This window comes from Streptomyces sp. NPDC002773, from assembly GCF_040295605.1.
In the GTDB taxonomy this organism is placed as follows: domain Bacteria; phylum Actinomycetota; class Actinomycetes; order Streptomycetales; family Streptomycetaceae; genus Streptomyces.
The window spans coordinates 1-25,938 of the sequence record NZ_JBEOVO010000016.1 but is presented as its reverse complement, the minus strand read 5'-3'; the positions used below and the strand labels follow the sequence as shown (position 1 = coordinate 25,938).

Sequence of the window (25,938 nt, the reverse complement as noted above, 5' to 3'; positions counted from 1 at the left end):
CCGGTGGAACGCCGCTGCGGCCCGGCCCCTGGTGAGGGGCCGGGCCGCAGCGGTGGGGACGGACGGGATCAGCTCTCCGGCTGAGCCGCCGCCTTCTTCGTGGTGCGACGGCGCGGGGCCTTCGGAGCCTCGGCCTCGGCGGCCTCGGCGACCGGCTCGGCGGCGGCCTTCTTCGTCGTACGGCGGCGCGTCGGAGCCTTCGGCGTCTTCGGCTCGGAAGCGTCGGGCGCCTCGGCGGTGACGGCCTTCTTGGCCGCGCGGCGACGGGGAGCCTTGGGGGCCTCCTCGGCGGCCGGAGCCTCGACGGTCTCGGCGACCGGCTGAGCGACGGCCTCGGCGACCGGCTGAGCGACGGCCTCGGCGACCGGCTCGGCGGCGGCCTTCTTGGCCGTACGGCGACGGGGAGCCTTCTTCGGCTCCTCCACCGGGGCCTCGGCGACCGGGGCCTCGGCGGCGGGGGCCGGAGCGGCCTCCACGACCGGAGCGACGGCGACCGGGGTCTCGATGACCAGCGTCTCGGCGGCCGCGGTGGAGACGGCCGGCGAACCGGCGGCCTTGCGGACCACCCGGCGACGGGTCGTCTTCTTCGGCTCCTCCTCGACGACCGGCGCGGGCGCGGTCTCGACGATCACCGTCTCGGCGGGGGCGCTGACCGTCGGCGAACCGGCGGCCTTCCGCACCACCCGGCGACGGCGCGGCGCGGGCACCTCGGCGGTGACCTCGGCGGCGGGCACGACGACGGGCGCGACGGGCTCGGCCACGACCGGGGCGGCGGTGGCGACGGTCTCGGCGACCGGCTCCGCGACGGAGACGGAGACGTCCTTCTTGGCCGTACGGCGACGGGGAGCCCTCTTCGGCTCCTCCACCGGGGCCTCGGCGACGGCGGCCGGAGCGGCCTCCGCCACCGGAGCGGCCGACGCCGACGCGGCGCGCAGGGCGGCCGCGGCCGTCTCGGGCGTCTGGAAGGACACGGTGTCCTCGACCCGGGCCACCCGCGGCTTACGGCGGCGCGGGGCCGGAGCCGGCTCCTGGGCCACGGGGGCCGGGGAGACGGGCGCGGCCTTCACGGCCTCCGGACGGGCGGCGGTACGGCTGCGACGGCGCGGGGCCTTCGACTCGGCCACCGGGGCGTCGGCGGCGGGCGCCTGAGCGGCCGGTGCCTGAGCGGCGGGTGCCTGAGCGGCGGGTGCCTGAGCGGCCTCGACCGGGGCGACGAAGGCGACCGGAGCAACCTTGGCCGCCCGACCCGACCGCGCGGCCGGAGCCGACGTGCTGACCCGAGTGGGCTGCGCGACCGGAGCCGCAGGGGCCGACTGCGCGACCTGCGCGGCCGGAGCCGCCTGGGTCGCCGGGGCCGACTGAGCCGCGGGGACGCCCTGCGCCACCGGCACGCCCTGCGGCATCGGCGCCGAGCCAGGGGCACCGACGCGGGTGCGGCGGCGGCGGCGCGGGGTGCGCGGGCCGGACTCGGCCTGCGCCTCGTCCGCCACCGTCTCGACCGCCGGGGCCGCCGACGCCGGGGCGTCGCCGGACTCGCCGCCACGGGTGCGCCGGCGCTGACGCGGGGTCCGCGTCCGCTCCGGGCGCTCCTCGGTCCGCTGCTCGGCGCGGTCGGGCTTCGGGCCGCGCGCACGGCGTCCGCCGGGCTCGCCCAGGTCCTCCAGCTCCTCCGCGCCCAGACCCGCACGGGTCCGGTCGGCGCGGGGCAGGATGCCCTTGGTGCCCGCCGGGATGTCCAGCTCCTCGTAGAGGTGCGGCGACGAGGAGTACGTCTCGACCGGGTCGTTGAAGTCCAGTTCGAGGGCCTTGTTGATGAGCTGCCAGCGCGGGATGTCGTCCCAGTCGACCAGCGTCACGGCCGTGCCCTTGGCACCCGCGCGGCCGGTGCGGCCCACGCGGTGGAGGAACGTCTTCTCGTCCTCCGGCGACTGGTAGTTGATGACGTGGGTGACGCCCTCGACGTCGATGCCGCGGGCGGCGACGTCGGTGCAGACGAGCACGTCGACCTTGCCGTTGCGGAAGGCGCGCAGCGCCTGCTCGCGGGCGCCCTGGCCGAGGTCGCCGTGGACCGCGCCGGAGGCGAAGCCGCGACGCTCCAGCTGCTCGGCGATGTCGGCCGCCGTGCGCTTCGTGCGGCAGAAGATCATCGCGAGCCCGCGGCCGTTGGCCTGGAGGATGCGGGAGACCATCTCCGGCTTGTCCATGTTGTGCGCGCGGTAGACGTGCTGCTTGATGTTGGCGACGGTCACGCCCTCGCCGTCGGGCGAGGTGGCGCGGATGTGCGTCGGCTGCGACATGTAGCGGCGGGCCAGGCCGATGACCGCGCCCGGCATGGTCGCCGAGAACAGCATGGTCTGACGCTTCGGCGGCAGCATGTTCATGATCTTCTCGACGTCGGGCAGGAAGCCCAGGTCGAGCATCTCGTCGGCCTCGTCCAGGACGAGGACCTTGACGTGGGAGAGGTCGAGCTTGCGCTGGCCGGCCAGGTCGAGCAGGCGGCCGGGGGTGCCGACGACGACGTCGACGCCCTTCTTGAGCGCCTCGACCTGGGGCTCGTACGCCCGGCCGCCGTAGATGGCGAGCACGCGGACGTTACGCACCTTGCCGGCGGTCAGCAGGTCGTTGGTGACCTGCTGGCACAGCTCGCGGGTGGGGACGACGACGAGCGCCTGCGGGGCGTCGGTCAGCTGCTCGGGCTTCGCCCGGCCCGCCTCGACGTCGGAGGGGACCGTCACGCGCTCCAGGATCGGCAGACCGAAACCGAGGGTCTTGCCCGTGCCGGTCTTGGCCTGGCCGATGACGTCGGTGCCGGTGAGGGCGACCGGGAGGGTCATCTCCTGGATGGGGAAGGGGTTGACGATGCCGACGGCCTCAAGGGCCTCGGCCGTCTCGGGAAGGATTCCGAGGTCTCGGAAAGTCGTAGTCAGGGTGCTGCCTCTTCTGTGAGACGCGGCGCGAGGCGAACGAAGGGGGTCGTACCGTGCCGGGACACTTCCGGTGGGATCGGGAAGATCACTGCCGGGTGGCACGGGACCACTGCCGTCGCTCGAGCGTCGAACCGCTGAGGGTGACCCTTCCGCGGGGGGTCCGCCGGAAGGGTTGTCGGGCCGGAGCCGATCGGGCCACCGACCGGGCATCCTCATTCATGCGTCGGCCCACCGGATACGTCCGAACGTGCGAAAGCATGTCCGCATACTCAGCAGGCGCTTTATCACTGTACCCCGGAATCGCGCATGTGTGTTGGGAGAAATGGTGATGAGGGCACGGTCACACTGACTGACCAGCACCTTCGCCGGGTACGCGAGCGGGCTATTCTGCGCTCCATGGAGACGCCTGACAACGCCACGCCCACCGGGATCGCCGCCAAGGACTGGGCGACGGCAGCCGCCGAGCCGCAGTACCGCGCCGCCGTGATCGACCTCCTCGGCGCCCTCGCCTACGGGGAGCTCGCGGCCTTCGAGCGGCTCGCCGAGGACGCCAAGCTGGCGCCGACCCTCGGGGACAAGGCGGAGCTGGCGAAGATGGCCTCCGCCGAGTTCCACCACTTCGAGCAGCTGCGGGACCGCCTCGCGGCCGTGGACGCGGAGCCGACCGCCGCCATGGAGCCCTTCGCCAAGGCGCTCGACGACTTCCACCGTCTGACCGCGCCGTCGGACTGGCTCGAAGGCCTGGTCAAGGCGTACGTCGGCGACTCGATCGCCAGTGACTTCTACCGGGAGGTCGCGGCCCGCCTCGACTCGGACACCCGGGGGCTCGTCCTCTCCGTGCTCGACGACACCGGCCACGGCAACTTCGCCGTCGAGAAGGTCCGCGCCGCGATCGACGCGGACCCGCGGGTCGGCGGACGGCTCGCGCTCTGGGCGCGCCGGCTGATGGGCGAGGCGCTCTCGCAGGCCCAGCGCGTGGTCGCCGAGCGCGACGCGCTGTCGACGATGCTGGTCGGCGGTGTGGCGGACGGATTCGACCTCGCGGAGGTCGGCCGGATGTTCTCCCGGATCACCGAGGCGCACACGAAGCGCATGGCCGCGCTCGGTCTGGCCGCCTGAGGCCCGTCCGAGCGGAGAACCCGTTCGTACGGAGAAGGTGTGCGGCGCTGTTCACGCCGCCGCTGATCGGCGCAGCCGGCGACGCGAAGCCGGGCGGATCAGCAGCGAGAGCAGCACCGCCGCCACCGCCACCGCGCCGATGAGGGTGGCGAGGAAGTGACCGGGGCCGAGCGCCCCATGGGTGACGAGCGCGCCGAAGACGCCGCCCAGCGTGCCGGTGGCGAGGACGACCACCCGGACGGGGAGGCGGTCGGGCAGCCGGTGCACGGCGGCCCAGGCCAGGGCGAAACCGAGCAGGGCGGAACCGAGGGCTTCCAGGAACAAGACGAATCACCTCGCGGGGGCTGCGGGGCGGGTGGTGCGGTCGCCCCCTACCTACCCGTGGCGACCGGAACGCAACCCTCCCGTAGGTCCCTCCGTGCCCCCCCCGCGGGCATGCGAAAGGCCCGGTGGACCGAGACGGTCCGCCGGGCCTTCCCCGTAGATCCTGGGCTCAGAGCGTGCCGAAGCCCACCCGGCGCACGGTGGGCTCGCCGAGCTCCACGTACGCGATCTTCTCGGCCGGGACCAGGACCTTGCGGCCCTTCTCGTCCGAGAGGCTGAGCAGCTGCGCCTTGCCGGCCAGCGCGTCGGCCACGGCGCGCTCCACCTCCTCGGCGGACTGCCCGCTCTCCAGAACGATCTCCCGGGGTGCGTGCTGCACGCCGATCTTGACCTCCACGGCTATGTCCCTCCGAACGGTCAGCGTTGCGCGAATACCCGCGCCGTACGCTGCACACATTAGCCCGGTGAGGGGACCCGCACGGTTCAGTGGGCGCACGCCAGGAGCGAACAGCCGACGGGAACGCTCAGTGGCCCTCGGCGCTCAGCTGGCCGTCCACCGGGTGGAGCGGGAAGCCGGCGATGCCGCGCCAGGCGAGCGAGGTGAGCAGTCCGACCGCCTTGTCGCGGGGGATGGCGGACTCGCTCGACAGCCAGTAGCGGGCGACGACCTGGGAGACGCCGCCGAGGCCCACGGCGAGCAGCATCGACTCGTCCTTGGACAGGCCGGTGTCCTCGGCGATCACGTCGGAGATCGCCTCGGCGCACTGCAGGCTCACCCGGTCCACGCGCTCGCGTACGGCCGGCTCGTTCGTCAGGTCGGACTCGAAGACCAGCCGGAAGGCGCCGCCCTCGTCCTCGACGTAGGCGAAGTAGGCGTCCATCGTGGCCGCGACGCGCAGCTTGTTGTCGGTGGTGGAGGCGAGGGCCGTGCGCACCGCGAGGAGGAGGGACTCGCAGTGCTGGTCGAGCAGGGCCAGGTAGAGCTCCAGCTTGCCGGGGAAGTGCTGGTAGAGCACCGGCTTGCTGACGCCCGCGCGCTCGGCGATGTCGTCCATCGCGGCGGAGTGGTACCCCTGGGCGACGAACACCTCCTGGGCCGCGCCGAGGAGCTGGTTCCGTCGGGCACGTCGCGGCAGGCGCGTGCCACGAGGGCGTGCTGCCTCTGTCTGCTCGATGGCGCTCACGCGGCCTCCCAAAATTCGATCAATACGCGCTGTCGCGCGCGTGGCCATCGTACTTTTGGGTAACCCGGCTGTGCGCGGTGCGAACGCAGAATTTCACGGACCGGACGCCCAGGTCGACAGTCGCTTCAAGATTAAACCGAACAAATCAGCGGTAGTCGTCCTCGTCCAGGGCGACCACACGCGCCTGTTCGGACGAGTCGGCCTCGTTCGCCGAATCGCGCTCGACATGGGTGAGCGGCTCGTCCTCGCGTTGCTGCAGGTCGGTGTGTTGTTCGGCGGCGTCCGCCTCCGGAATCTCCTCGTCCAGCACCTCGACCTCTTCCTCGGTGAACGTGTCCGGCTCGGTCGGATCGACGGTCATGCGTTGCCTCCCGGCATGCGAGTCGCGGTCCTCTCGATGGCCCTCTCTCCCGAGCCTAGGAGTTCATGCGTCCCGCCGCACACGCACGTGTGACCGCACCCACACGCCTCGGCGCGTGATCGTCTCGTAATATTGCGGCCATGTCGTCGACCGAGCTGCCGGAAACCCGGCCCGCCGCCGAGCCGTCCGAACCGCGCGTCACCCGCGCCGTGCGGATCGCCGACGGCGAGGAGCTCCGCTCCGTGTCGCTGCCCGGACTCACGCTGACCGTGCGCGCCCGGCCGGGCACGAGGGCCGGTCTCCCGCCCGCGCTGTACGTCCACGGCCTCGGCGGCTCCTCGCTGAACTGGTCCGCCCTCATGCCGCTGCTCGCGGACCTGGTCGACGGCGAGGCCGTCGACCTGCCCGGCTTCGGCGACTCGCCGCCGCCCGACGACGGCAACTACTCGGTCACCGGGCACGCCCGCGCGGTCATCCGGCTCCTGGACTCGGCGGCGCGCGGCCCGGTCCACCTCTTCGGCAACTCGCTCGGCGGCGCCGTCGCCACCCGCGTCGCCGCCGTCCGGCCCGACCTGGTCCGCACCCTCACCCTGGTCTCGCCGGCCCTGCCCGATCTGCGGGCCCAGCGCTCGGCCTGGCCCACGGCGCTGCTCGCGGTGCCCGGCGTCGCCTCGTTCTTCGCCAAGCTCACCAAGGACTGGACGGCCGAGCAGCGGGTCCGCGGGGTCCTCGCACTCTGTTACGGCGACCCCGGACGGGTCACCGACGAAGGCCTCCAGCACGCCGTCGAGGAGATGGAGCGGCGCCTGGAGCTCCCGTACTTCTGGGACGCGATGGCCCGCTCCTCGCGCGGCATCGTCGACGCGTACACGCTCGGCGGCCAGCACGGGTTGTGGCGGCAGGCCGAGCGGGTCCTCGCGCCGACACTGCTCGTGTACGGCGGGCGCGACCAGCTCGTATCGTTCCGTACGGCCAGGAAGGCGGCCGCCGCCTTCCACGGTTCGCGCCTCCTGACGCTTCCGGACGCGGGACATGTGGCGATGATGGAGTACCCCGAGACGGTCGCCCAGGCCGCCCGGGACCTGATCGTCGATCACGGCGGGAGCTGAACCGGGGCGTGGGACGACATAGTCGCAAGGGGGCCGCGCCCCCGATGGCCGACACCGGGCAGCAGGCGCCGGCCGGACGGACGGCGGGGACACAGGGCACGGCGGGAGCGGCGGGGCCAGCGGGCGCATCGGGCCCGGCAGGCCCGGCGGGCGTGTCCGGCCCGGCGGCCGGGCGCGCGCCGGGGACCGGGCGCCGCCGCAGGACGACGGGCGGCGACCAGGAGACGGCCGGGACTCCGGTGTACGGGACACCCGCGCACGGGACCCCGGTGTACGGAACTCCCGCGCACGGGACCCCGACGTACGGGACCCCGCCCCGGGGCGCTGCCGCCTCCGCTTCCTCGTACGCCGGTGGGGTCCGCGACACCCCCGCCCACGGGACGCCGGGCACCCCGGCGCACGGCGTGCCCGTCTTCGGGTCACCCGTACGGGGCGGGCATCCGCAGCACGACGAGGGCTCCGCGCCGGGGCCCGAGCGGTACGGCCCCCGGCGCGGCTCGCACCGCCGCGCCACCCAGCCCGAACAGGGCGCTTCCGAGGCGCCGTTCATCCCCGGGCCCCGTCACGAGGACGTGCCCGACGCGGACGCGCCGACCGGCATCGGGGGCATGGGCCGCACCCTCACCGGGGTCGCGGCCGCCGCCGTCGCCACCGTCCTCGCCGTCGTCGTCACCGGGCAGGTCACCGACGCGGGAGAGGTACCGGCCGCCCCGCGCGCCGCCGAACAGCCGGCCGACCGGTCCGTGGAGGACAGCTCCGCCTCCCGTTCCGAGGAGCGGGCCGCCCCGGCGAAGCCGGCGCCCGTGGCCCCCGCGCCGCCGACGTACGAGCAGCTGATCACCCGCCAGTACCCGATCGACCCGAAGCTGAAGGGCTCCGGCGAGTTCGAGGCCGTGCCGGGTCTCCAGAAGGCACCGGGCAAGGGGCGTCTGGTCCGCTACCGGATCGACATCGAGAAGGGCCTCGGTCTCGACCAGGAGCTCTTCACCGCGACCGTGTTCAAGACCCTCAACGACCCGCGCAGCTGGGCCGGCCGGGGTGCGATGACCTTCGAGCGCGTCTCCGGCGGGGAGACCGACTTCGTCCTGACGCTCGCGAGCCCCGGCACCACCGGTGCCTGGTGCGCGAAGTCCGGCCTCGACACCACGGTCGACAACGTGTCCTGCGACTCGGCCGCCACGGACCGCGTGATGATCAACGCCTTCCGCTGGGCCCAGGGCTCCGAGACCTTCGGCCCCAAGGCGATGCTCGCCTATCGCCAGATGCTCATCAACCACGAGGTCGGGCACCGGCTCGGCCACGGCCACGTGAACTGCGACACCCCCGGCGCGCTCGCCCCCGTGATGCAGCAGCAGACGAAGTCCCTGAACATCAGAGGGATCAAGTGCCGGCCCAACCCGTGGGTGTATCCGGGAAGTTGAGGCCGGCGGGCATCGTCGGCCGATGCTTGACGCTCCGTGACCGTTCCGCCGCTTAGCGCGACAGAACGCAACCGGGGTGGGAAAGTTACGTGCATTCACCCCTTCCAGTGGTGCGACGGACAACCGTCCGTCGCACCCCCGGTGTCACCGCTTACGTTCGTCCCGCTGCGAGTCGCCGGACCAACGGTGGCCGCCGTCAAGGGAGATCGGGGGTGAACTCGTGCGGATCGGACTGCTCACCGAGGGTGGCTACCCGTACGCCGACGGTGAGACCGGAGTCTGGTGCGACCGCCTCGTGCGCGGACTCGGGCAGCACCAGTTCGACCTGTACGCCCTCGGCGGCTCCGGCACTCCGCGCCCGCTCCCCCCGAACACCCGCGTCGCGCGGGCCGCGGACCTCGGGAGCGCCGACGCGTCCCCCGCGGGCAGGAACCTCCTTGAACGGACCGCCTTCGGCGACCGCGCCACCCGCCGCGCCTACGGCCGGCGTGACCGCCGCCGCTTCACCGAGGCCTTCCACCAACTGGCGATCGGCCTCTGCGCGGAGGACGCGGACGGGGTTCGCGCCGAGAGCGCCTTCGCCACCGGGCTCTACGCCCTCGCCGAACTCGCCCGCGAACGCGGCGGACTGACCGGCGCGCTCCGCTCCGACGACGCCGTCCGCGTCCTCGAATCCGCCTCCCGCGCGCCCGGCGCACGCCGGGGCGCGGCCGCCGCGGGGCTCCCCGACCACCTCGCCTTCGCCGAGCACCTGGCCCGCGCCCTGCGCCCGCTCTCCCTCGACTGGTACACGGACGACGCACTCGGCGCCGCCGACCTCTGCCACGCCGCCGCGGGCGGCACCACCGCCCTCCCGGGCCTCCTGGCCAGGCGCTTCTTCGGGACCCCGCTGCTCGTCACCGAGTACGGCGTACCGCTCCGCTCCCACTACCTCTCGGCCGCCGGCGCCGACCGCTCCGCCCCGCTGCGCACCCTGCTCGCCGCCCTCCACGGCCGACTCGCCGCCGAGGTCTACCAGCAGGCCGCGCTCCTCACCCCCGGCAACGCCCACACCCGCCGCTGGCAGGAGAAGTGCGGCGCCGACCGGGCCCGGATCCGCACCGTCCACCCCGGCATGGCGGCGGACCGCTTCGCCGAGGTCGGCGAGGACGAGGAGAGCGGCGACCCCACCACCCTGGTCTGGGTCGGCCGGGTGGAACCCGCCAAGGACCTCATCGCCCTGCTGCACGCCTTCACGGAGATCCGCGCCCGGCAGCCCGACGCCCGGCTGAGGATCGTCGCCGTGCCCGTACGGGAACCCGGAGCCGGCGCGTACCTCGCGCACTGCAAGGGGCTCGCGGCGCAGCTCTTCCCCGACGAGGCCGCCGGGGCGCACGCCGTCGGCGAGAACCCGGTCACCTTCGAGGAGCTCGGCGGCCCCGAGGCGCCCACCCTGGAGGACACCTACGCCTCCGGCGCGGTCGTCGTCCTGTCCAGCGTCGTCGAGGGCTTCCCCGCCAGCCTCGTCGAAGCGATGTTCTGCGCGCGGGCCACCGTCTCGACCGATGTCGGCGCGGTCGTCGAGATCATCGGCGGCACCGGCCTCGTCGTCCCCCCGCGCAACCCCCGGGCGCTCGCCGACGCCTGCCTCGCGCTGCTCCGCGACCCCGACCGCCGGCACCGCCTGGGCGCCGCCGCCCGCGCCCGCGCGCTCGAACTCTTCACCGTCGAACAGAACCTCGCCGCGTTCCGCGGCATCTACCTGGAGCTCCTCTCCCACGCGCCGGTACGCCACCGCGCCGGGGACGGCGTGCTCTTCGCCCACCCCGCAGAGGCGCACGTACCGGGCAGCTGGGCGCCCAAGGCCGTGGCCGCCGGGACAGGAGCCCCCGATGCCTGAAGGAGACACCCCCATGCGCGGCTCCGCCGCCCCGACGAGCCCCGGAGCCTGGGACGCCCGCTCCGAAGCCCTCCTCGGCACCCCCGCCCTGACCCCCCTCGCCACCGAGACTCCCGCCCCGCACGCCCCCGAGGACCCGCCACCCTCCGGGATAGCCCCGCCTCCGACCCCCGCCCCGGACACGGCCCTGCCCCCGGACCCGGACCTACCCCCGGACCCGGCCCCCGCCGCTCCCCGCGCCCGGCGCGGGAACGCCGACCCCGTGAAGGTGCTCATGCACCGGCACCGGGAGCTCTGCGCGCGGGCCGTCGACCCGCTGGAGATCGCCGCAGGGCTCGAAGCCCAGGGGTTCACCGACCGGACCGCCGCCCGGTTCCGGCACCGGGACGTCTTCTCGCTCGCCGAGGAGCTGTACGCGCGCGTGCCCCGCGGCGGCGAGTCCGCGCCGCCCCCGGCGCCGGTGGCACCCCGTACCGACGCGTGGGTGCTCGCCGTCCTCACCCCCGGCGCCGCCGCCGCGCTCACCGGCATCGGGCTCGCCGTCACCCACGGGCCCGTACGTCTCGCGGTCGGCGCGACCGGCGCCCTCCTGCTCGCGGGCGCCCTCCTGTTCGCCGTCCGGCGCGGCCCCCTGCGCGCCCCCGACGGCGCCGCCGTGCCCGCCGCGCGTCTCTGGACCCTCTGGCTGCTGGCGTACGCCGTCTGCGGCGACGGGCTCCTGGCGCAGGTGCTCAGCGGCGGCCCCGAAGGCCCTTGGGACCTGGCCCCGGGCCCCCTCCTCGGCCTCGCCCTCGCCGTCGCCCCCGCCGCCTGGTGCGCCCAGCTCTTCGCGAACCGGGCGCGCCGCAGGATCGCCGACAGCCGGGGACTCGCCGACTTCGCCGCCGGCACCCGGCCGCTGCTCCTCGGCACCGTGACCCTCCAGCTCCTCGCCCTCACCGTCCTGCTCGGGCTCACCGGGTTCAGCTCCGGGGCCCTGGCCCTCGGCGCGCTCCTGCTGTTCGCCCGGCTCCTCACCGTCCACGGCTTCCCCGAGACGGCCACGGCCGCCCTCGCCGCCGCCGGCGCGGCCGAGGCCCTCGCCCTCGCGAGCGTCCTCGCCGCCCGCGTCCCCGTCCCCGGCTTCGACGCGCTCGCCGCACCCGTGCGTGCCGTCGTCGACGCCTGGGGCCCCGGGGCCGTACCCACCCTCGTCTGCGGCGCCGCCGCGCTCGGCCTGCTGGCCCACGCGTCCGGCGCCCTCGTCCGGGCCTCGGCCCACACCGCCCCGTGAATCCCCCGCACACCCGCGGAGCCGACGCCGCGGGCGTGCCCCGTCACCTCTCCCACCACCCCGCAAGGAGACCGAAGACCATGACCCCGCAACCCCAAGGAACGGCCGGTCGGCACGAAGGGGCCGCACGATGAGGGTGCTACTGCTCGGAGCCAACGGCTTCATCGGGCGCTTCGTCGCCGACCGACTGCTCGCCGACCCGGCCGTGCACCTCACCGCGCTCGGCCGGGGCGACGACGCCGACGTGCGTTTCGACCTCGCCTCCGGCAGCCCCGGCGCGCTGACCCGCTTCCTCGACGCCGTCCACCCCGGGGTCGTCGTCAACTGCGCCGGCGCCACCCGCGGCGGCGCCCGCGACCTGACCCGGCACAACACCGTCGCCGTCGCCACCGTCTGCGAGGCCCTGCGCCGCAGCGGCTGCGGCGCCCGGCTCGTCCAGGTCGGCTGCGCCTCGGAGTACGGGCCGAGCCAGCCCGGCGCCTCCACCGCCGAGGACGCCGTGCCGCGCCCCGGCGGCCCCTACGGGGTGTCGAAGCTGGCGGCGACCGAACTCGTCCTGGGTTCGGGGCTCGACGCCGTGGTGCTCCGGGTGTTCTCGCCCGTGGGCCCCGGCACGCCCGCGGGTTCGCCCCTCGGCCGGCTCGCCGAGGCGATGCGCCGGGCCATGCAGGCCGGGGACGGTGAGCTCAAGCTCAGCGGCCTCGGGGTGCAGCGGGACTTCGTCGACGTACGGGACGTGGCGCGGGCCGTCCACGCGGCCTCGCTCTCCGCCGCCCAGGGCGTCGTCAACATCGGCACCGGCCGCGCCGTCCGGCTCCGCGACGCCGCCGCCGTCCTCGCCAGGGTCGCGGGCTACTCCGGCAACCTGCACGAGCTGGACGCCCCGCACGGCATGCCGCAGCGCCCGATGATCGGCGCCCCCCGCTCCGAGGGGACCATCGCCGACCAGCTGGCCTCCGCCCCCTACCCGTACCCCGACGGCTGCGGCCCCTGGCAGCAGGCCGACGTCCGCACCGCCCGCGACCGGCTCGGCTGGCGGCCCCGGATCAACCTGGAGGAGTCCCTCGCCGACATCTGGATGGAGGCGGCGTGTCGCATCTGACGACGAGCACGGCGACCGGGGCGGTCCAGGCCGTGGGGGTGGGCGTCCCCGGCTACGCCCACCCGCTGCTCGCCCCCGTCGAGTGGGGCGAGCTGACCCGCCCCGGGACCCCGCTGCACTGGGCGGTGCTCAACGTGGCGGAGGGCCCGGGCAGCCGGCCCGACCCGCACTGCCTGGAGGCGGCGGGGAAGCTCCGCAACGCCGGGGTCAGGGTCCTCGGACACCTGGACGCGGCCTACGGCTCCCGGCCGTTCGGGGAGCTCGTCTCCGACGCCCACCGCTTCCTCGACTGGTACAAGGTCGACGGCTACTACCTGGACCGCTGCCCCGCCGACCGGGCGGACCTGGCCGGGGTGCGGCGGGTCACCGCGACCCTGGAGGCGGTCCTCGGCGGCGAGGCCCACCTCGTCCTCGGCCACGGCACCCATCCCCACCCGGGGTACGCCGAGACCGCCGACCAGCTGGTGACCTTCTCCGGCGCCTGGGTGGACTACCGCTGGTCGCAGGTGGCCGAGTGGACCGCCGAGTACACGGAGACGAAGTTCGTCCACCTCGTCCACGGGGTCCCGCGCACCCACCTCGACGAGGCCCTGCGGATCGCCCGCTGGCAGGGGGCCGGGACGATCTTCTTCACCGACCGGACAGGGGCCCCGGGACAAACCGCACCATTCCACTCGCTGCCCGGCTACTGGGACGAAATCGTCTCGCGGATCGGACCGGGTGTCTCGGAATGAGAAGGGGCGTGGCAGTGTTACGGGGAGAACAACCGTACTGACATACCGACCACCGGAGCCCCCGTGTCGCTGCCACCCCTGGTCGAGCCGGCTGCCGAGCTCACCGTAGACGAGGTCCGCAGGTACTCCCGCCACCTGATCATCCCGGACGTCGGGATGGACGGGCAGAAGCGGCTGAAGAACGCCAAGGTGCTGTGTGTCGGCGCCGGTGGCCTCGGCTCGCCGGCGCTGATGTACCTGGCCGCCGCCGGCGTGGGCACGCTCGGCATCGTGGAGTTCGACGAGGTCGACGAGTCGAACCTCCAGCGCCAGATCATCCACAGCCAGGCCGACATCGGCCGTTCCAAGGCCGCCTCGGCGCGCGACAGCGTGCTCGGCATCAACCCGTACGTGAACGTGATCCTCCACGAAGAGCGGCTCGAGGCCGAGAACGTGATGGACATCTTCAGCCAGTACGACCTGATCGTCGACGGCACGGACAACTTCGCCACCCGCTACCTGGTGAACGACGCGGCCGTGCTGCTCAACAAGCCGTACGTCTGGGGTTCGATCTACCGCTTCGACGGCCAGGCGTCCGTCTTCTGGTCCGAGCACGGTCCCTGCTACCGCTGCCTCTACCCGGAGCCCCCGCCGCCGGGCATGGTCCCGTCCTGCGCCGAGGGCGGCGTCCTCGGCGTGCTCTGCGCGTCCATCGGCTCCATCCAGGTCACCGAGGCCATCAAGCTCCTGGCCGGCGTGGGCGACCCGCTGGTCGGCCGGCTGATGATCTACGACGCCCTGGAGATGCAGTACCGCCAGGTCAAGGTCCGCAAGGACCCGAACTGCGCGGTCTGCGGCGAGAACCCGACCGTCACCGAGCTCATCGACTACGAGGCCTTCTGCGGCGTCGTGTCCGAGGAGGCCCAGGAGGCGGCCCTCGGCTCCACGATCACTCCGAAGCAGCTCAAGGAGTGGATCGACGAGGGCGAGAACATCGACATCATCGATGTCCGCGAGGTCAACGAGTACGAGATCGTCTCGATCCCCGGCGCGCGCCTGATCCCGAAGAACGAGTTCCTGATGGGCACCGCCCTCCAGGACCTCCCGCAGGACAAGCGGATCGTCCTGCACTGCAAGACGGGTGTCCGCAGTGCGGAAGTCCTCGCGGTGCTCAAGTCCGCGGGCTTCGCGGACGCGGTGCACGTCGGCGGCGGCGTGATCGGCTGGGTCCACCAGATCGAGCCCGAGAAGCCGGTCTACTAGACCCGCCGGACGACTCACGGAAGGGCCCGGACCTCGGCGCGAGGTCCGGGCCCTTCCGCGTTCCCGTCACGAACAGGTCGTGCCGTACTTCGGGACCGTGCCCTTCAGGAGGTACGCGTCGACCGTCCGCGTCACGCACGCCGAGGTGCCGTAGGCGCCGTGGCCCTCACCCTTGTTGGTGAGCAGGACACCGACCCCGTCCCCGAGCTCCTTCGCCATCTTCTCCGCGCCCTCGTACGGCGTGGCCGGGTCGCCCGTCGTCCCGACGACCAGGACCGGCGCCGCGCCCGGTGCGCTCGCCTCCGGGGTGGCCCGCTCGCCCTTCACCGGCCAGTCCGCGCACCAGCCCGCCGTGTCCCAGGCGAGCATCGCGCCGAACACGGGGGAGAGCCGGCGGAACTCGGGCAGCAGCGCCTTCGCCTGCGCCGCGGTCGGGCGTTCGCTGGAGTCGGCGCAGGAGATGGCCCGCTGGGAGTGCGACTGGGTCGAGTAACGGCCCTTCTCGTCCCGGTCGTTGTAGGCGTCCGCGAGCTGGAGCAGGGCGTCGCCGCGCCCCTGTTCGGCCTCGGCCAGGGCCTCGGTCAGCAGGGGCCAGTTGGCCTGGCCGTACAGCGTGACCGCGATGCCCGTGAGCGCCAGGCTCTCGGTGAGCCGCCGCTCGCCGACCGTCAGCGGCGCGCGGTCGAGCTTCCGCAGCAGCCCTGCGATCCGCTCGGTGCCGGCCTTCGGGTCCTGGCCGGTGCTCTTCAGGTAGTTGTCCAGGGCCCGCTGGAAGCCGACCGTCTGGTGCCGGGCGTGCCCGACGGAGTCGGCGGTCGGGTCGACGACCGCGTCGAGGACGAGCCGGCCCACGTTCCCCGGGAAGAGGTGGGCGTACGTGCCGCCGAGCTGGGTCCCGTACGAGATGCCGAAGTAGTGGAGCTTCTCGTCCCCGAGGACCTGCCGGATCACATCCATGTCGCGGGCGGTGGCGGTGGTCGTGGTGTGGGGGAGGAGCGGGGCGGAGCGGCGGGCGCAGCCGGCCCCGAAGTCGGCGCTGTCCTTCAGGTACGCGGCTTCCTCGGCGGCCGAGTCCGGGGTGAGGTCGGCGACGGCCTCGGCGGCGGCCTGTTCGGCGTCGGTCCGGCAGACCACGCCGGCGCTGCGGCCCACGCCCCGCGGGTCGAAGCCGACCAGGTCGTACCGCTCACCGAGCTTCCGGTACTCGTCCTCCAGCTGCGGCAGCGTCTCCACCCCGGAGCCGCCGGGGCCGCCGAAGTTGAAGAGGAGCGAACCGATGCGGCCCCGCTCGTCGGTGGCCTCCTTGCGGATCAGCGCGACCGGGAGGGTGGCGCCGTCCGGCTTCGCGTAGTCCACCGGCACCGTCACCGTGGCGCAGCGCCACTGCGCGCCCGGCTTCTGCCCGCCCTCGGGGGCCGGGCAGCGCTTCCAGGTGAGGCGCTGGCCGGTGAGGGGGCCCGGGACCGTGGGCAGGGCCTTCGCGGTGGCCGTGGCGGGGGCGGAGGGCGAGGGGGAGCCGGGGGCGGTGGTCGGCGGCTTGGCGTCCCCGCTCTCCCCGCCCTCTGTGCTCGTGCAGCCCGCCACCAGCACCCCGGTCACGGCCAGCACCGTCATGCGTACGCGTATGGACATGTGTACCCCCCAGAATCCCGGCAAGGCGGCCATCCTAGGCGGGCCGGGTGTCCTACTTGCAGACCGTCCCCGAGGCCGGGACCTTGCCGTCCAGGAGGTACGCGTCGACCGCCTTCTTCACGCACGCGCTGCCGCTGGTGTAGGCGCCGTGGCCCTCGCCCTCGTACGTCAGCTCCACACCGACACCCTGGCCCAGCGCGTTCACCATCGACCGGGCGCCCTCGTACGGGGTGGCGGGGTCGCCGGTGTTGCCGACGACCAGGATCGGCGCCGAACCGGGCGCGGAGACGTCCGGGTGCTCCCAGGTCCCGGCCACCGGCCACTGCGAGCAGCTGGACAGGGCCCAGCCCATGAAGTCGCCGAAGACGGGGGAGGCCTCGCGGAACTGGCCGAGCCGCTCCTTCGCCTGGCCGAGGGTGTAGCGCTCCTTGAAGTCCACGCAGTTGATGGCGGCGTTGGCGGCCTGGATGTTGCTGTACGAGCCGTTCTGGCGGCGCCCGTTCATGGAGTCGGAGAGCGAGAGGAGCAACGCCCCGTCGCCGCCGTCGGCCGCTTCGAGCCCCTGCTCCAGATAGGTCCAGAGCTCCTTCGAGTACAGGGCCTGCGCGATGCCGTTGGTGGCCTGCGTCTGGGTGAGTTCGCGGTCGCCGATGCCGGGGATCGGGTCCTTGTCGAGCGCCGCGAGGAGGTCCGTGACGAAGGACTCGATCTGGGCGACGCTCGTGCCGGGCAGGGCGCACTCGTCGCCGCGGTCCACACAGTCCCGGGCGAAGTTGTCCAGGGCGAGCTGGAAGCCCTTCGCCTGGCCGAGCGCGCCGTCCTCGACGCCGGCGTCCGGGTCGACCACGGCGTCGAAGACGGCCCGGCCGACGTTGTCGGGGAACAGATGGGCGTAGACACCGCCGAGTTCCGTGCCGTACGAGATGCCGACGTAGTGGAGCTTGTCGTCCCCGAGGACCTGGCGCATCAGGTCCATGTCCCGGGCGGCGTTCTCGGTGCCGACGTGCGGCAGGGCTCGGCCGGAGTCCTTCTCGCAGCCGGCCGTGTACTTCTTCTGCGCGTCGGAGAGCGTCCGCTCCTCGGCCTCGTCGTCGGGCGTGAAGTCCAGGGCGTAGTAGGCGTCGAGCTCCTTGTCGGTCGCGCACTCGACGGGGTCGCTGCGGCCCACCCCGCGCGGGTCGAAGGAGACCAGGTCGTAGCGGCCGCGCAGGGTCTCGTACTGCTTGGCGAAGCCGGGAAGGCCGGTGAGGCCGGAGCCGCCGGGCCCGCCGAAGTTGAAGACGAGCGAACCGATCCGCCGGTCCTTGTCACGGGCACGGGCCCGGATGAGGGCGAGCTCGATGGTCTCGCCCTCCGGCGCCGACCAGTCCAGCGGCGTCTGGAGGAAGGAGCACTCCCAGGCGGCGCCGCCGGGGAGCGGGGAGGGCGCCTCACCGCCGCCCTCGGCGACGGAGGGCGGCGGGCACGGCGCCCAGTCCAGTCGCTGCGCCGTCAGGGCCGCGAGCCCCGCCGAGCCGCTCGGCCTCGTCGTATCCGCCCCCTCGTCTCCCCCGTCCGAGCACCCGGCGGCGAGCAGCACGGTGGTGGCGGTCAGCAGAGCGGCGCGCTGGGCGGCGGAGAGGGGCATGGGACCATCGTGGGCCGCCGCCACGGCCCCCGCGCGGGACGGGGGGCCATGCGGGTGGCGAGCGGGACGGCAGCGTCAGCATGGCGACTGGTCACCACGCCTTTGCTGGTCCTCGGCCGGCTACAGCGCCTCGCGCTTCGTCAGCCAGTTGAAGCAGATCCAGCCCGGCAGCACCGGGATCCACAGCGTCAGCAGGCGGTACAGCAGGACCGCCGGGGTCGCGACCTCGATCGGCAGGCCCACCGCCACCAGACCGAGGGTCAGCGCGCCCTCGACCGCGCCGACACCGCCCGGCGTCGGCGCCGCCGAGCCGAGGGCGTTGCCCGCGAGGAAGACGACCGCCACGCTCGCGTAGCTGATCGACGGGTGGCCGTGGCCGAAGGCCCGGATCGAGGCGTCGAGGCAGAGCACGAACGCGCCGGTGAGCAGCAGCATCCCGCCGATGCCCGTGATCAGCTTCATCGGCCGCTGGAGCACGTCCAGCATGCGCGGCACCACACCGGCGAAGAGCGACCGCAGCCGCGTCGACACGAACTTCCGCATGAACGGGATCGCCGTCACCACCAGGACGAGCACCGCGACCGTGAGCAGACCGGCGATGACCGTCCTCGACGGGGTGAACGACTGCGACTTCTCCGTGCCCGTCAGATAGCCGAAGGAGAGGAGGAGCAGGATGTGCGCCCCGAGACCGAACAGCTGCGAGGCGCCGACGCTCGCCACCGCGAGCCCCGGCCGTACGCCCGCCCGCTGGAGGAAGCGGGTGTTCAGGGCGACGCCGCCGACCGCCGCCGGGGCGACGATCTTCACGAACGAGCCGGCGACCTGCGCCACCACCGTCCGCCAGAACCCGACCCGCTCCGGGACGAAGCCGAGCAGGCTCATCGCCGCCGCCACATAGCTGACGGCGGAGAACAGCACGGCGGCCGCCACCCACCGCCAGTCCGCCTCGCTGACCGTCGACAGGGGTGTACTGGCGACCTGCGAGAGCAGGAAGTACGCGGCGACGGCGCCGGCGATGAGGCTGACCAGGGTCCGCGGCTTGATCCGCTCCAGGCGGACCGGTTCCACGGGCGCCTGCGGGCGGATGAGCAGCACCTGCTGGCGGATCTGGGCCAGCAGGTCCTCCTCGCGGGCCTCGTCGAGCGCCGTGTCGAGGGCCCGCTTCTCGGCCTTCTTGTCCGCCTTCTTCTCGGCCTTGGTCCCACCCTTGGGCTCGGTCTTGGACCCGGCCTTGGTCCCGGCCTTGATCTCGGCGCGTACGACCGTGGGATCCGCGGCGGCCTCCGCGGGGTGCGCCTTCGCCAGCTCCCGCTCGTGCTTGGCCGCCTCCGAGGCGGCGACCACGGCCTCCCGCTCCCTGGCCGACCTCTCCCTGGCCAGTTTCCGGAGCGTCGCGCGCGTGGAGCGGCTCAGCGCGATGGGCTGGAGCAGCGGCAGACAGTCGGCGACGGTGTCGGGGCCGAGTACCGCGACGGCCGCGGCGACCGCCCGCTCGGCTCCGACCCGCAGCCCGAGGGTGGTCAGCAGCTGCGCGATGTCCATCCGCAGGACCAGGTCGCCGGCGGCGATCTCGCCGCCGCGCAGATCGGTCAGGATCACCCTGCCGGAACGATCCACCAGGATCGCGTCGCCCGTGAGCCTGCGGTGCGCGATCCGGCGCGACTGGAGCGCCCGCACCTGCCGGAACGCGCTGCGGACCAGCTCGTCGGTGATCTCGTGGTCGTCGAGCGAGTCCAGGCTCCGGCCGCCGATGTGCTCGTACACGAGCATCACGGCGTCCGGGCCGAGCTCCGAGGTGGCGATCAGCTTCGGCGCGTTCGCCCCGGCGGCGATCGCCGCGTACGCGAGGAGCGCCTCCTGCTCCAGGGCCTGCCGCAGCGACACGATCGAGCGGCGGGTGGTGATCGTCCGCAGGGTGATCCGCCGCCACGCGCGGTAGAAGAAGCCGTGCGCCTGCTGTTCCCGGTCGACGACGGTGACGTCGAGCGGTGGTCCGTCCTCCAGGGTCACGATGTACCGGCGGCCCCGGTCCGCGCTGTCCGCCGAGTCGGGCACGCCCTCCGCGCGCAGCGCCGTCACCGGCCGGAAGCCGACCCGGCGCAGGCCGGCGAGGAGGGTCTGGCCGGTGGGCCGGACGTTGGGGGAGCCGACCGCGTACAGCGTGCCGTACGCCACCGTCCAGCCGATCAGGACGGTCAGGATGATCGAGAGCGCGGTGGTGTAGCCGGCCACCAGCATCGTGAACGCGTCGAGCAGCAGCACCACCCAGAGCGACACCCGCCAGCGTGGTCGGCGGGCCATGCCGACGGCGGTCATGTACGCGATGACCGGGGCCAGGTAGTTGTGCACCGGGTCGGTGAGCCCGCCGCCGGACTGGGGCTGGGTCAGCGCGTCCCGGATGGTGCCGGGCGCGGCCTGGGCGACCCAGAGGTCGGTGGCGAGGGTGACGCCGTGCGCGAGGACGGCCGCGAGGACGCCGTCCGCGATGCGCAGTCCGTCGCGTTTGATCAGCCGCTCGATGGCGAAGGCGACGGGGACGAGCAGGACCGCGATGGAGGAGACGAGACCGGCGATCTTGACGAAGACGTCCGGGGCGCCACCGGCGCCCTCGTTGATGTCCTGCTCCAGGCCCGAGGTCGTCGCGTGGGCGAACGCGGCGACGGCGATGACGAGCCCGATGGCGAGGAGACCGGAGAGCAGCCGCATCAGGTCGGAGGGCCGGTGGACGCGGGCGGCGAGCAGCGGCTCGTCGCCGGAGACCCGCTCGGGCACGTCGGGCTGAGCCTCCTCCGGAGGCTGGATGTCCTGGCCCATCACCATGTCCGTCTCTGCATGCGCGTCTTGTCGTTCTCGTTCTTGTATTTGTCGCTCTTGATCTCGTATCACCAGTCACCGCCCGCACGATGGTGGCACGAAGAGCCGCCGCGCGGAGGCATCAGGGCCATGTCGGTGGGGTGAGGCACGATGGGGCGGATGAGCATGGAGGTGCCTGTGGGGGAGACTGGGGAACTGCCCGAGTACGCGGAGCGGGTACTCGACGTCGCCGACGGGATCCCGCCCGGCCGCGTGATGACCTACGGCGACGTCGCCGAGTGGCTGGGCGAGGGCGGGCCGCGCCAGGTGGGCCGGGTGATGGCCCTGTACGGCGGGACCGCGCCCTGGTGGCGGGTGGTCCGCGCGGACGGCACGCTGCTGCCCGGGCACGAACTGAGGGCCCTCGGCCACTACCGCGAGGAGGGCACCCCGCTGCGCGAGGCCGGCCCGGCGACCGAGGGGCACGTCCCGAGGATCGACATGCGGCGGGCCCGCTGGGACGGAACTCACACCTGAGCGCCCCGTCCCGGGGAGCACGGGCCGGACGGGGCACGCGCCGCGCCCGACGGAGGCCGTGCGGTACGGATCGGGGCACGGAGTACGGCTCGGCGACGGCCCGTTTCGCGTAACGTCGACGTGCGCGTCTCCCGAGGCGCCGGGCCGCCGCACGCGGAGGCCGGCCGCGGCGGACGGCCGTCTCACCCGCACCACCACTCCCACCAGGACCGGCGACCCACGTGAGTACCTCCTCCACCACCCGGCGTACGCCGTCGCACCAGGGACAGCCGTACCCGGGTTCGGGACGGCAGCGGACCCCGGGCGCGTACCGACTGGTGCGTACCACGCCGGCCCCGATGGATCCCCCTCAGCTGGACGCAGCCCAACGGGAAGTGGTTGACCACTCCGGCGGACCGCTTCTCGTCCTCGCCGGACCCGGCACCGGCAAGACGACGACCCTCGTCGAGGCCGTCGCCGCCCGCATGGAGAACGGCGCCGACCTCGAACGCCTCCTCGTCCTCACCTTCAGCCGCAAGGCCGCCGTCGAACTCCGCGACCGCATGGCCGCCCGGCTCGGCGGCCGCCGCCCGCCGCAGGCCACCACCTTCCACTCGTACTGCTACGCCCTGATCCGCGCCCACCAGGACGCGGAACTCTTCGCCGAACCGCTGCGGCTGCTCTCCGGGCCCGAGCAGGACCTCGCCGTACGAGAGCTGCTCGCCGGCCACATCGACCTGGAGAAGAACGGCCTCGGAAACATCCGCTGGCCCGACGAACTCCGCGCCTGCCTCACCACCCGCGGCTTCGCCGACGAGGTACGGGCCGTCCTCGCCCGCTCCCGCGAGCTGGGCCTCGGACCGGACGCGCTCGCCCGCTTCGCCGAGCGGGTCGGCCGCCCGGACTGGAAGGCGGCGGCCGGCTTCCTCGCCGAGTACCTCGACGTCCTCGACCTCCAGGGCGTCCTCGACTACACGGAGCTCGTCCACCGGGCCGTGCTGCTCGCCGGGAACGTCAGCCTGCCCGCGTACGACGCGATCTACGTCGACGAGTACCAGGACACCGACCCGGCCCAGGTCCGGCTCCTGCACGCGCTCGCCGGCGGCGGGCCCCGCACGGTGGTCGCCTTCGGCGACCCGGACCAGTCCATCTACGCCTTCCGGGGCGCCGACGTGAACGGCATCCTCGACTTCCCCTCCTCCTTCGGCGGCGCGGACGTCCGTGTCCTGCGCACCGCCCGCCGCTCCGGAGCAGGCCTCCTCGGCGCGACCCGGCTGCTCGCCCAGCGCATGCCGATGCCCCGGCTCCCCGCCGACAAGGTCCGCGCCCACCGCGACCTGACGGCGGTACGGGACGGGGGCGGGGCGGAGGCGTACACGTACCCGACGGCGTCGGCGGAGGCCGAGAACATCGCCGACCTGCTGCGCCGCGCCCACCTGGAGGACGGCGTCCCCTGGCAGGACATGGCCGTCCTCACCCGCGCCGCCTCCTCCCTCCCGCCCCTCCGCCGAGCCCTCACCTCGGCGGGCGTCCCGGTGGAGACGGACGCGGCGGACACACCGCTACGCCACGAACCGGCGGTAGCCCCCCTGCTGCTGGCGCTGCGAGCGGTGTCGGGCGCGGACCCCGTTGTGGGCATGCGTTCCGCCGGGGCGGAACGGGTGGGCACAACCCCCGACGAAGCCGCACCTTCGGAACACGGTCCGGACCCCACCGCCTGGCTCCCCACCGAGACCGCCCTGGAACTCCTCGCCTCCCCCCTCGCCGGCGTGGACCCGGCCGATCTGCGCCGCCTCGGGCGGGCCCTCCGCGACGAGGAACGCGCCGCAGGCAACAAGGTCCCGCCCCCCTCCGACGTCCTCCTCGCCCGCGCCCTCGCCGAGCCCGAACGCCTCGTCGCCCACGACCCCGCGTACGCCCGCGGCGCGAAGAGGCTCGGCGACCTGCTCCGTGAGACCCGCACCCGGCTCGCCGCCGGCGGCACCGCCGAGGAGGCCCTCTGGGTGCTCTGGAGCGGCACCCCCTGGCCCGGCCGCCTCGAACGCGCCGCCCTCCGCGGCGGTCCCGCCGGCCGCAACGCCGACCGCGACCTCGACGCCGTCTGCGCCCTGTTCGAGACCGCCGCCCGCGCCGAGGAACGCGTCGGCGGCCGCGGTGTCCTCAACTTCCTCGAAGAACTCGACGCCCAGGACATCGCCGCCGACACCCTCACCCGCCGCCACACCCGCCCCGACGCCGTCCGCCTGATGACCGCCCACCGCTCCAAGGGCCTCGAATGGAGCCTCGTCGTCGTCGCCGGCGTCCAGGAGCGCCTCTGGCCCGACCTGCGCCGCCGCGGCTCCCTCCTGGAGGCCGACCGCATCGGCCGCGACGGCCTCGCCGAGCCCCTCACCCCCGGCGCCCTCCTCGCGGAGGAACGCCGTCTCTTCTACGTCGCCGCCACGCGCGCGCGTGAGCGGCTCGTCGTCACCGCGGTGAAGGCCCCCGCCGAGGACGGCGACCAGCCGTCCCGTTTCCTCACCGAGTTCGGCGCCGAGCCGAAGGACGTGCCCGGCCGCCCCCGCCGCCCCCTCGCCGTCTCCGCCCTCGTCGCCGAGCTGCGCGCCACCACCGTCGACCCGGCGGCCTCGCCCGCGCTCCGCGACGCGGCCGCCCACCGCCTGGCCCGGCTCGCCGCGCTCACCGACGAGGACGGACATCCACTGGTCCCGGCCGCGCACCCGGACCGCTGGTGGGGCCTGTTCGAGCCGACACGGAGCACGGTCCCGCTGCGCGACCGCGACCTGCCCGTGGCCCTCTCGCCGAGCTCCCTCGAGAACCTGGTCTCGACCTGTTCCCTCCAGTGGTTCCTGGGCCGCGAGGTCAAGGCCGCGGCCCCCGCCACCGCCGCCCAGGGCTTCGGCAACGTCGTCCACGTCCTCGCCGACGAGGTCGCCTCCGGCCGTACCCCCGCCGACCTCGACGTCCTCATGGCACGCCTGGACTCCGTCTGGGACGCCCTCGCCTTCGACGCCCCCTGGAAGTCGGCCCAGGAGAAGAGCCACGCGCGCGTGGCCCTGGAACGCTTCCTCAGCTGGCACGTCATGGACCGAGGCGGCCGCACCCCCGCCGCCTCGGAGCACGCCTTCGACGTGACCCTGGAGGCGGGGGAGTACGAGGTCCGCATCCGGGGCTCCATGGACCGCGTCGAGACCGACGAACACGGGCGCGCGTACGTCGTCGACTTCAAGACCGGCAAGTCGGCCCCCACCAAGGACGAGGTCGCCCACCACCCGCAGCTCGCCGTCTACCAGCTCGCCGTCCGGGAGGGCGCCCTCGACGAGGTCTTCGACGGCCACCGGCCGGAGCCGGGCGGCGCCGAACTCGTACAGCTGCGGCAGGCCGCCCCGCAGAAGGAGGGCGGGGACGCCCTCCCGAAGGTCCAGGCGCAGCAGCCGCTGGCCGGGGAGTGGGTCGGTGAGCTGCTCGCCAACGCCGCCGGCCGGGTCCTCGACGAACGCTTCACGCCCACCACGGGCCAGCACTGCACGACCTGCTCCTTCCGGGCCTCGTGCAGCGCCCGGCCCGAGGGCCGCCAGGTCGTCGACTGACACCTCCGCCGCCCGTGCGGTGCGCGGTGTGGGGAGGCTCACGTTCCTTTTCGTACATCCTTTGCCCGTCCTTCCTGGTCACTCTCTCGCGTCGTCCCTGTAAGGGCGGCGTGAAGACAAGCTGTGAATGACGCTGAGGAGTACGCGGATGAGGGCCAACAGGAAGCTCTGGGCGGCGGCGACGGTCTGTGTGGCCGTGGTCGCCGGTGTCACGGGCTGTTCCACGGGCGACGACAAGGCCGCCGACCCCTTCGCGGGTCTCACGGCCGACGCCATCGCGGACAAGGCTGTCGAGACGACGAAGGCGGCCACCGCCTTCCGGATGAACAGCACCGGCACGACCGACGGCGAGCAGATGACGATCGACTTCTCCGTCGACGCCAAGGGCTCGTGCAAGGGCACGATGCAGGCCGCCAAGGGCGGCAAGGCCGAGGTCGTCGGCACCGGCGGCGTCAGCTACATGAAGGGCGACGACGCCTTCTGGCGCGCCACCGGCGGCGAGGACGGCGCGTCGGCGGAGGAGAGTGGCGCCATGTCCGTGCTGCTCAAGGGCCGCTGGCTGAAGATGCCCGCCGGGACCGGCGAGGACGACCCCGCCGCCTTCTGCGACCTCAAGACCATCGTCAAGGACATGGACGAGGAGACCCCGCGCAAGGGCATGACCCGCGGCGCCGACGCCGACGTCGACGGCAAGCCGGCCGCCGTGCTGACGAAGAAGGGGGAGAAGGGCGAGACCACCACCATGTACGTGGCCAAGGACGCCGCCAAGCCGTACGTCCTCCGCGTCGTCGAGACCGGCGGCAAGGAGCCCGGCACGGTCACCCTGAGCGACTACGACAAGCCGGTCACCGCCACGCCCCCGCCGGCCGACCAGGTCGTCGACATGGAGCAGCTGATGAAGGGCGCTTCCTGACGAGAAGTAGCGGCCACGCGCGCGGGGGGCGACCCTGGTGGGAGCTTCGGGGAATCCGCGAGGAGGCTCCCATGACGTCCCACTCCCACCGCAAGCTCCTTGCCGCGGCCGTCGTCTGCACATCGGCGCCCCCGAGCAGGAACCGTCACCGGCCGCCAACAGACGCCAGCACTCGATCCCAGCCCGCAGCAC

19 protein-coding genes are annotated in these 25,938 nt (G+C 73.8%); 11 read left to right on the top strand and 8 right to left on the bottom strand.

Features of this window, described 5'->3' with window-relative positions:
- Window positions 1–68: 68 nt before the first annotated feature.
- Complete coding sequence (locus ABT034_RS20300; RefSeq protein WP_351217040.1) at window positions 69–2,834, bottom strand: DEAD/DEAH box helicase; 2,766 nt, start codon at window positions 2,832–2,834, stop codon at window positions 69–71.
- Between the two features lie 489 nt (window positions 2,835–3,323).
- Here ABT034_RS20300 and ABT034_RS20295 point away from each other — a divergent pair, with 489 nt between their 5' ends.
- On the top strand, window positions 3,324–4,046 hold the full coding sequence (locus ABT034_RS20295; protein WP_351217038.1) for a ferritin-like fold-containing protein: 723 nt from the start codon (window positions 3,324–3,326) through the stop codon (window positions 4,044–4,046).
- A gap of 51 nt (window positions 4,047–4,097) precedes the next feature.
- Here the strand turns inward: ABT034_RS20295 and ABT034_RS20290 are convergent, their stop codons facing one another.
- The 4 genes from ABT034_RS20290 to ABT034_RS20275 form a co-directional block, all read right to left on the bottom strand.
- A complete protein-coding gene (locus tag ABT034_RS20290) occupies window positions 4,098–4,370 on the bottom strand; it encodes a hypothetical protein (protein WP_351217036.1) in 273 nt (90 codons plus the stop codon).
- Window positions 4,371–4,539: 169 nt separating this feature from the next.
- Complete coding sequence (locus tag ABT034_RS20285; protein ID WP_351217034.1) at window positions 4,540–4,767, bottom strand: DUF3107 domain-containing protein; 228 nt, start codon at window positions 4,765–4,767, stop codon at window positions 4,540–4,542.
- 127 nt (window positions 4,768–4,894) lie between these two features.
- Complete coding sequence (locus tag ABT034_RS20280; protein ID WP_073809023.1) at window positions 4,895–5,554, bottom strand: TetR/AcrR family transcriptional regulator; 660 nt, start codon at window positions 5,552–5,554, stop codon at window positions 4,895–4,897.
- 145 nt (window positions 5,555–5,699) lie between these two features.
- Window positions 5,700–5,915: an Rv3202a family protein gene (locus tag ABT034_RS20275; protein ID WP_351217032.1), complete on the bottom strand. Its 216-nt coding sequence runs from the start codon at window positions 5,913–5,915 to the stop codon at window positions 5,700–5,702.
- A gap of 140 nt (window positions 5,916–6,055) precedes the next feature.
- On the opposite strand from ABT034_RS20275, the gene ABT034_RS20270 reads away from it, so the two are divergent.
- The 7 genes from ABT034_RS20270 (at window position 6,056) to moeZ (ending at window position 14,675) form a co-directional block, all read left to right on the top strand.
- Window positions 6,056–7,024, top strand: coding sequence for an alpha/beta fold hydrolase (locus ABT034_RS20270; RefSeq protein WP_351217030.1), 969 nt, complete (start codon window positions 6,056–6,058; stop codon window positions 7,022–7,024).
- Window positions 7,025–7,068: 44 nt separating this feature from the next.
- Complete coding sequence (locus tag ABT034_RS20265) at window positions 7,069–8,445, top strand: DUF3152 domain-containing protein (protein WP_351217028.1); 1,377 nt, start codon at window positions 7,069–7,071, stop codon at window positions 8,443–8,445.
- Window positions 8,446–8,665: 220 nt separating this feature from the next.
- On the top strand, window positions 8,666–10,324 hold the full coding sequence (locus ABT034_RS20260) for a DUF3492 domain-containing protein (protein WP_351217026.1): 1,659 nt from the start codon (window positions 8,666–8,668) through the stop codon (window positions 10,322–10,324).
- Window positions 10,317–11,597 (top strand): hypothetical protein, encoded by a 1,281-nt coding sequence (locus ABT034_RS20255; RefSeq protein ID WP_351217024.1) that lies wholly within the window; start codon window positions 10,317–10,319, stop codon window positions 11,595–11,597. Before ABT034_RS20260 ends, ABT034_RS20255 begins: the two co-directional genes overlap by 8 nt.
- A 130-nt stretch (window positions 11,598–11,727) precedes the next feature.
- Window positions 11,728–12,699: an NAD-dependent epimerase/dehydratase family protein gene (locus ABT034_RS20250; RefSeq protein WP_351217022.1), complete on the top strand. Its 972-nt coding sequence runs from the start codon at window positions 11,728–11,730 to the stop codon at window positions 12,697–12,699.
- Window positions 12,687–13,433, top strand: coding sequence for a spherulation-specific family 4 protein (locus ABT034_RS20245; protein WP_351217020.1), 747 nt, complete (start codon window positions 12,687–12,689; stop codon window positions 13,431–13,433). The genes ABT034_RS20250 and ABT034_RS20245 overlap by 13 nt, the downstream gene beginning before the upstream one ends.
- Before the next feature lie 63 nt (window positions 13,434–13,496).
- On the top strand, window positions 13,497–14,675 hold the full coding sequence (gene moeZ, locus ABT034_RS20240; protein WP_351217018.1) for an adenylyltransferase/sulfurtransferase MoeZ: 1,179 nt from the start codon (window positions 13,497–13,499) through the stop codon (window positions 14,673–14,675).
- Between the two features lie 66 nt (window positions 14,676–14,741).
- Here moeZ and ABT034_RS20235 read toward each other — a convergent pair whose 3' ends face one another.
- From ABT034_RS20235 to ABT034_RS20225, 3 genes are all read right to left on the bottom strand, one after another.
- Window positions 14,742–16,307, bottom strand: a complete 1,566-nt coding sequence (locus ABT034_RS20235) for an alpha/beta hydrolase (RefSeq protein WP_351217016.1) — start codon at window positions 16,305–16,307, stop codon at window positions 14,742–14,744.
- 52 nt (window positions 16,308–16,359) lie between these two features.
- The gene (locus ABT034_RS20230; protein WP_351217014.1) at window positions 16,360–17,934 is read right to left on the bottom strand and encodes an alpha/beta hydrolase; all 1,575 of its coding nucleotides are present in this window, start codon (window positions 17,932–17,934) and stop codon (window positions 16,360–16,362) included.
- Window positions 17,935–18,054: 120 nt separating this feature from the next.
- Complete coding sequence (locus tag ABT034_RS20225; protein WP_351217274.1) at window positions 18,055–20,748, bottom strand: lysylphosphatidylglycerol synthase domain-containing protein; 2,694 nt, start codon at window positions 20,746–20,748, stop codon at window positions 18,055–18,057.
- Between the two features lie 150 nt (window positions 20,749–20,898).
- On the opposite strand from ABT034_RS20225, the gene ABT034_RS20220 reads away from it, so the two are divergent.
- The 3 genes from ABT034_RS20220 to ABT034_RS20210 all read left to right on the top strand — a co-directional run bounded on the left by ABT034_RS20220 (window position 20,899) and on the right by ABT034_RS20210 (window position 25,746).
- Entirely contained in the window at window positions 20,899–21,264 is a 366-nt protein-coding gene (locus ABT034_RS20220; RefSeq protein WP_150503180.1) for an MGMT family protein, read from the top strand.
- 221 nt (window positions 21,265–21,485) lie between these two features.
- Window positions 21,486–24,833, top strand: coding sequence for an ATP-dependent helicase (locus tag ABT034_RS20215; RefSeq protein WP_351217012.1), 3,348 nt, complete (start codon window positions 21,486–21,488; stop codon window positions 24,831–24,833).
- A gap of 148 nt (window positions 24,834–24,981) precedes the next feature.
- Window positions 24,982–25,746: a hypothetical protein gene (locus ABT034_RS20210; RefSeq protein WP_351217010.1), complete on the top strand. Its 765-nt coding sequence runs from the start codon at window positions 24,982–24,984 to the stop codon at window positions 25,744–25,746.
- The last annotated feature ends 192 nt before the right edge of the window (window positions 25,747–25,938 follow it).

Bases quoted from the DNA above. Each gene is read 5' to 3' on its own strand.
- ABT034_RS20255 (WP_351217024.1), top strand. From the start codon at position 10,317: ATGCCTGAAGGAGACACCCCCATGCGCGGCTCCGCCGCCCCGACGAGC.
- ABT034_RS20235 (WP_351217016.1), bottom strand. From the start codon at position 16,307: ATGTCCATACGCGTACGCATGACGGTGCTGGCCGTGACCGGGGTGCTG.
- ABT034_RS20220 (WP_150503180.1), top strand. From the start codon at position 20,899: ATGGGGCGGATGAGCATGGAGGTGCCTGTGGGGGAGACTGGGGAACTG.
- ABT034_RS20210 (WP_351217010.1), top strand. From the start codon at position 24,982: ATGAGGGCCAACAGGAAGCTCTGGGCGGCGGCGACGGTCTGTGTGGCC.
- ABT034_RS20265 (WP_351217028.1), top strand. From the start codon at position 7,069: ATGGCCGACACCGGGCAGCAGGCGCCGGCCGGACGGACGGCGGGGACA.
- ABT034_RS20275 (WP_351217032.1), bottom strand. From the start codon at position 5,915: ATGACCGTCGATCCGACCGAGCCGGACACGTTCACCGAGGAAGAGGTC.
- ABT034_RS20295 (WP_351217038.1), top strand. From the start codon at position 3,324: ATGGAGACGCCTGACAACGCCACGCCCACCGGGATCGCCGCCAAGGAC.
- ABT034_RS20300 (WP_351217040.1), bottom strand. From the start codon at position 2,834: ATGACCCTCCCGGTCGCCCTCACCGGCACCGACGTCATCGGCCAGGCC.
- ABT034_RS20230 (WP_351217014.1), bottom strand. From the start codon at position 17,934: ATGCCCCTCTCCGCCGCCCAGCGCGCCGCTCTGCTGACCGCCACCACC.
- ABT034_RS20225 (WP_351217274.1), bottom strand. From the start codon at position 20,748: ATGGGCCAGGACATCCAGCCTCCGGAGGAGGCTCAGCCCGACGTGCCC.
- ABT034_RS20250 (WP_351217022.1), top strand. From the start codon at position 11,728: ATGAGGGTGCTACTGCTCGGAGCCAACGGCTTCATCGGGCGCTTCGTC.
- ABT034_RS20270 (WP_351217030.1), top strand. From the start codon at position 6,056: ATGTCGTCGACCGAGCTGCCGGAAACCCGGCCCGCCGCCGAGCCGTCC.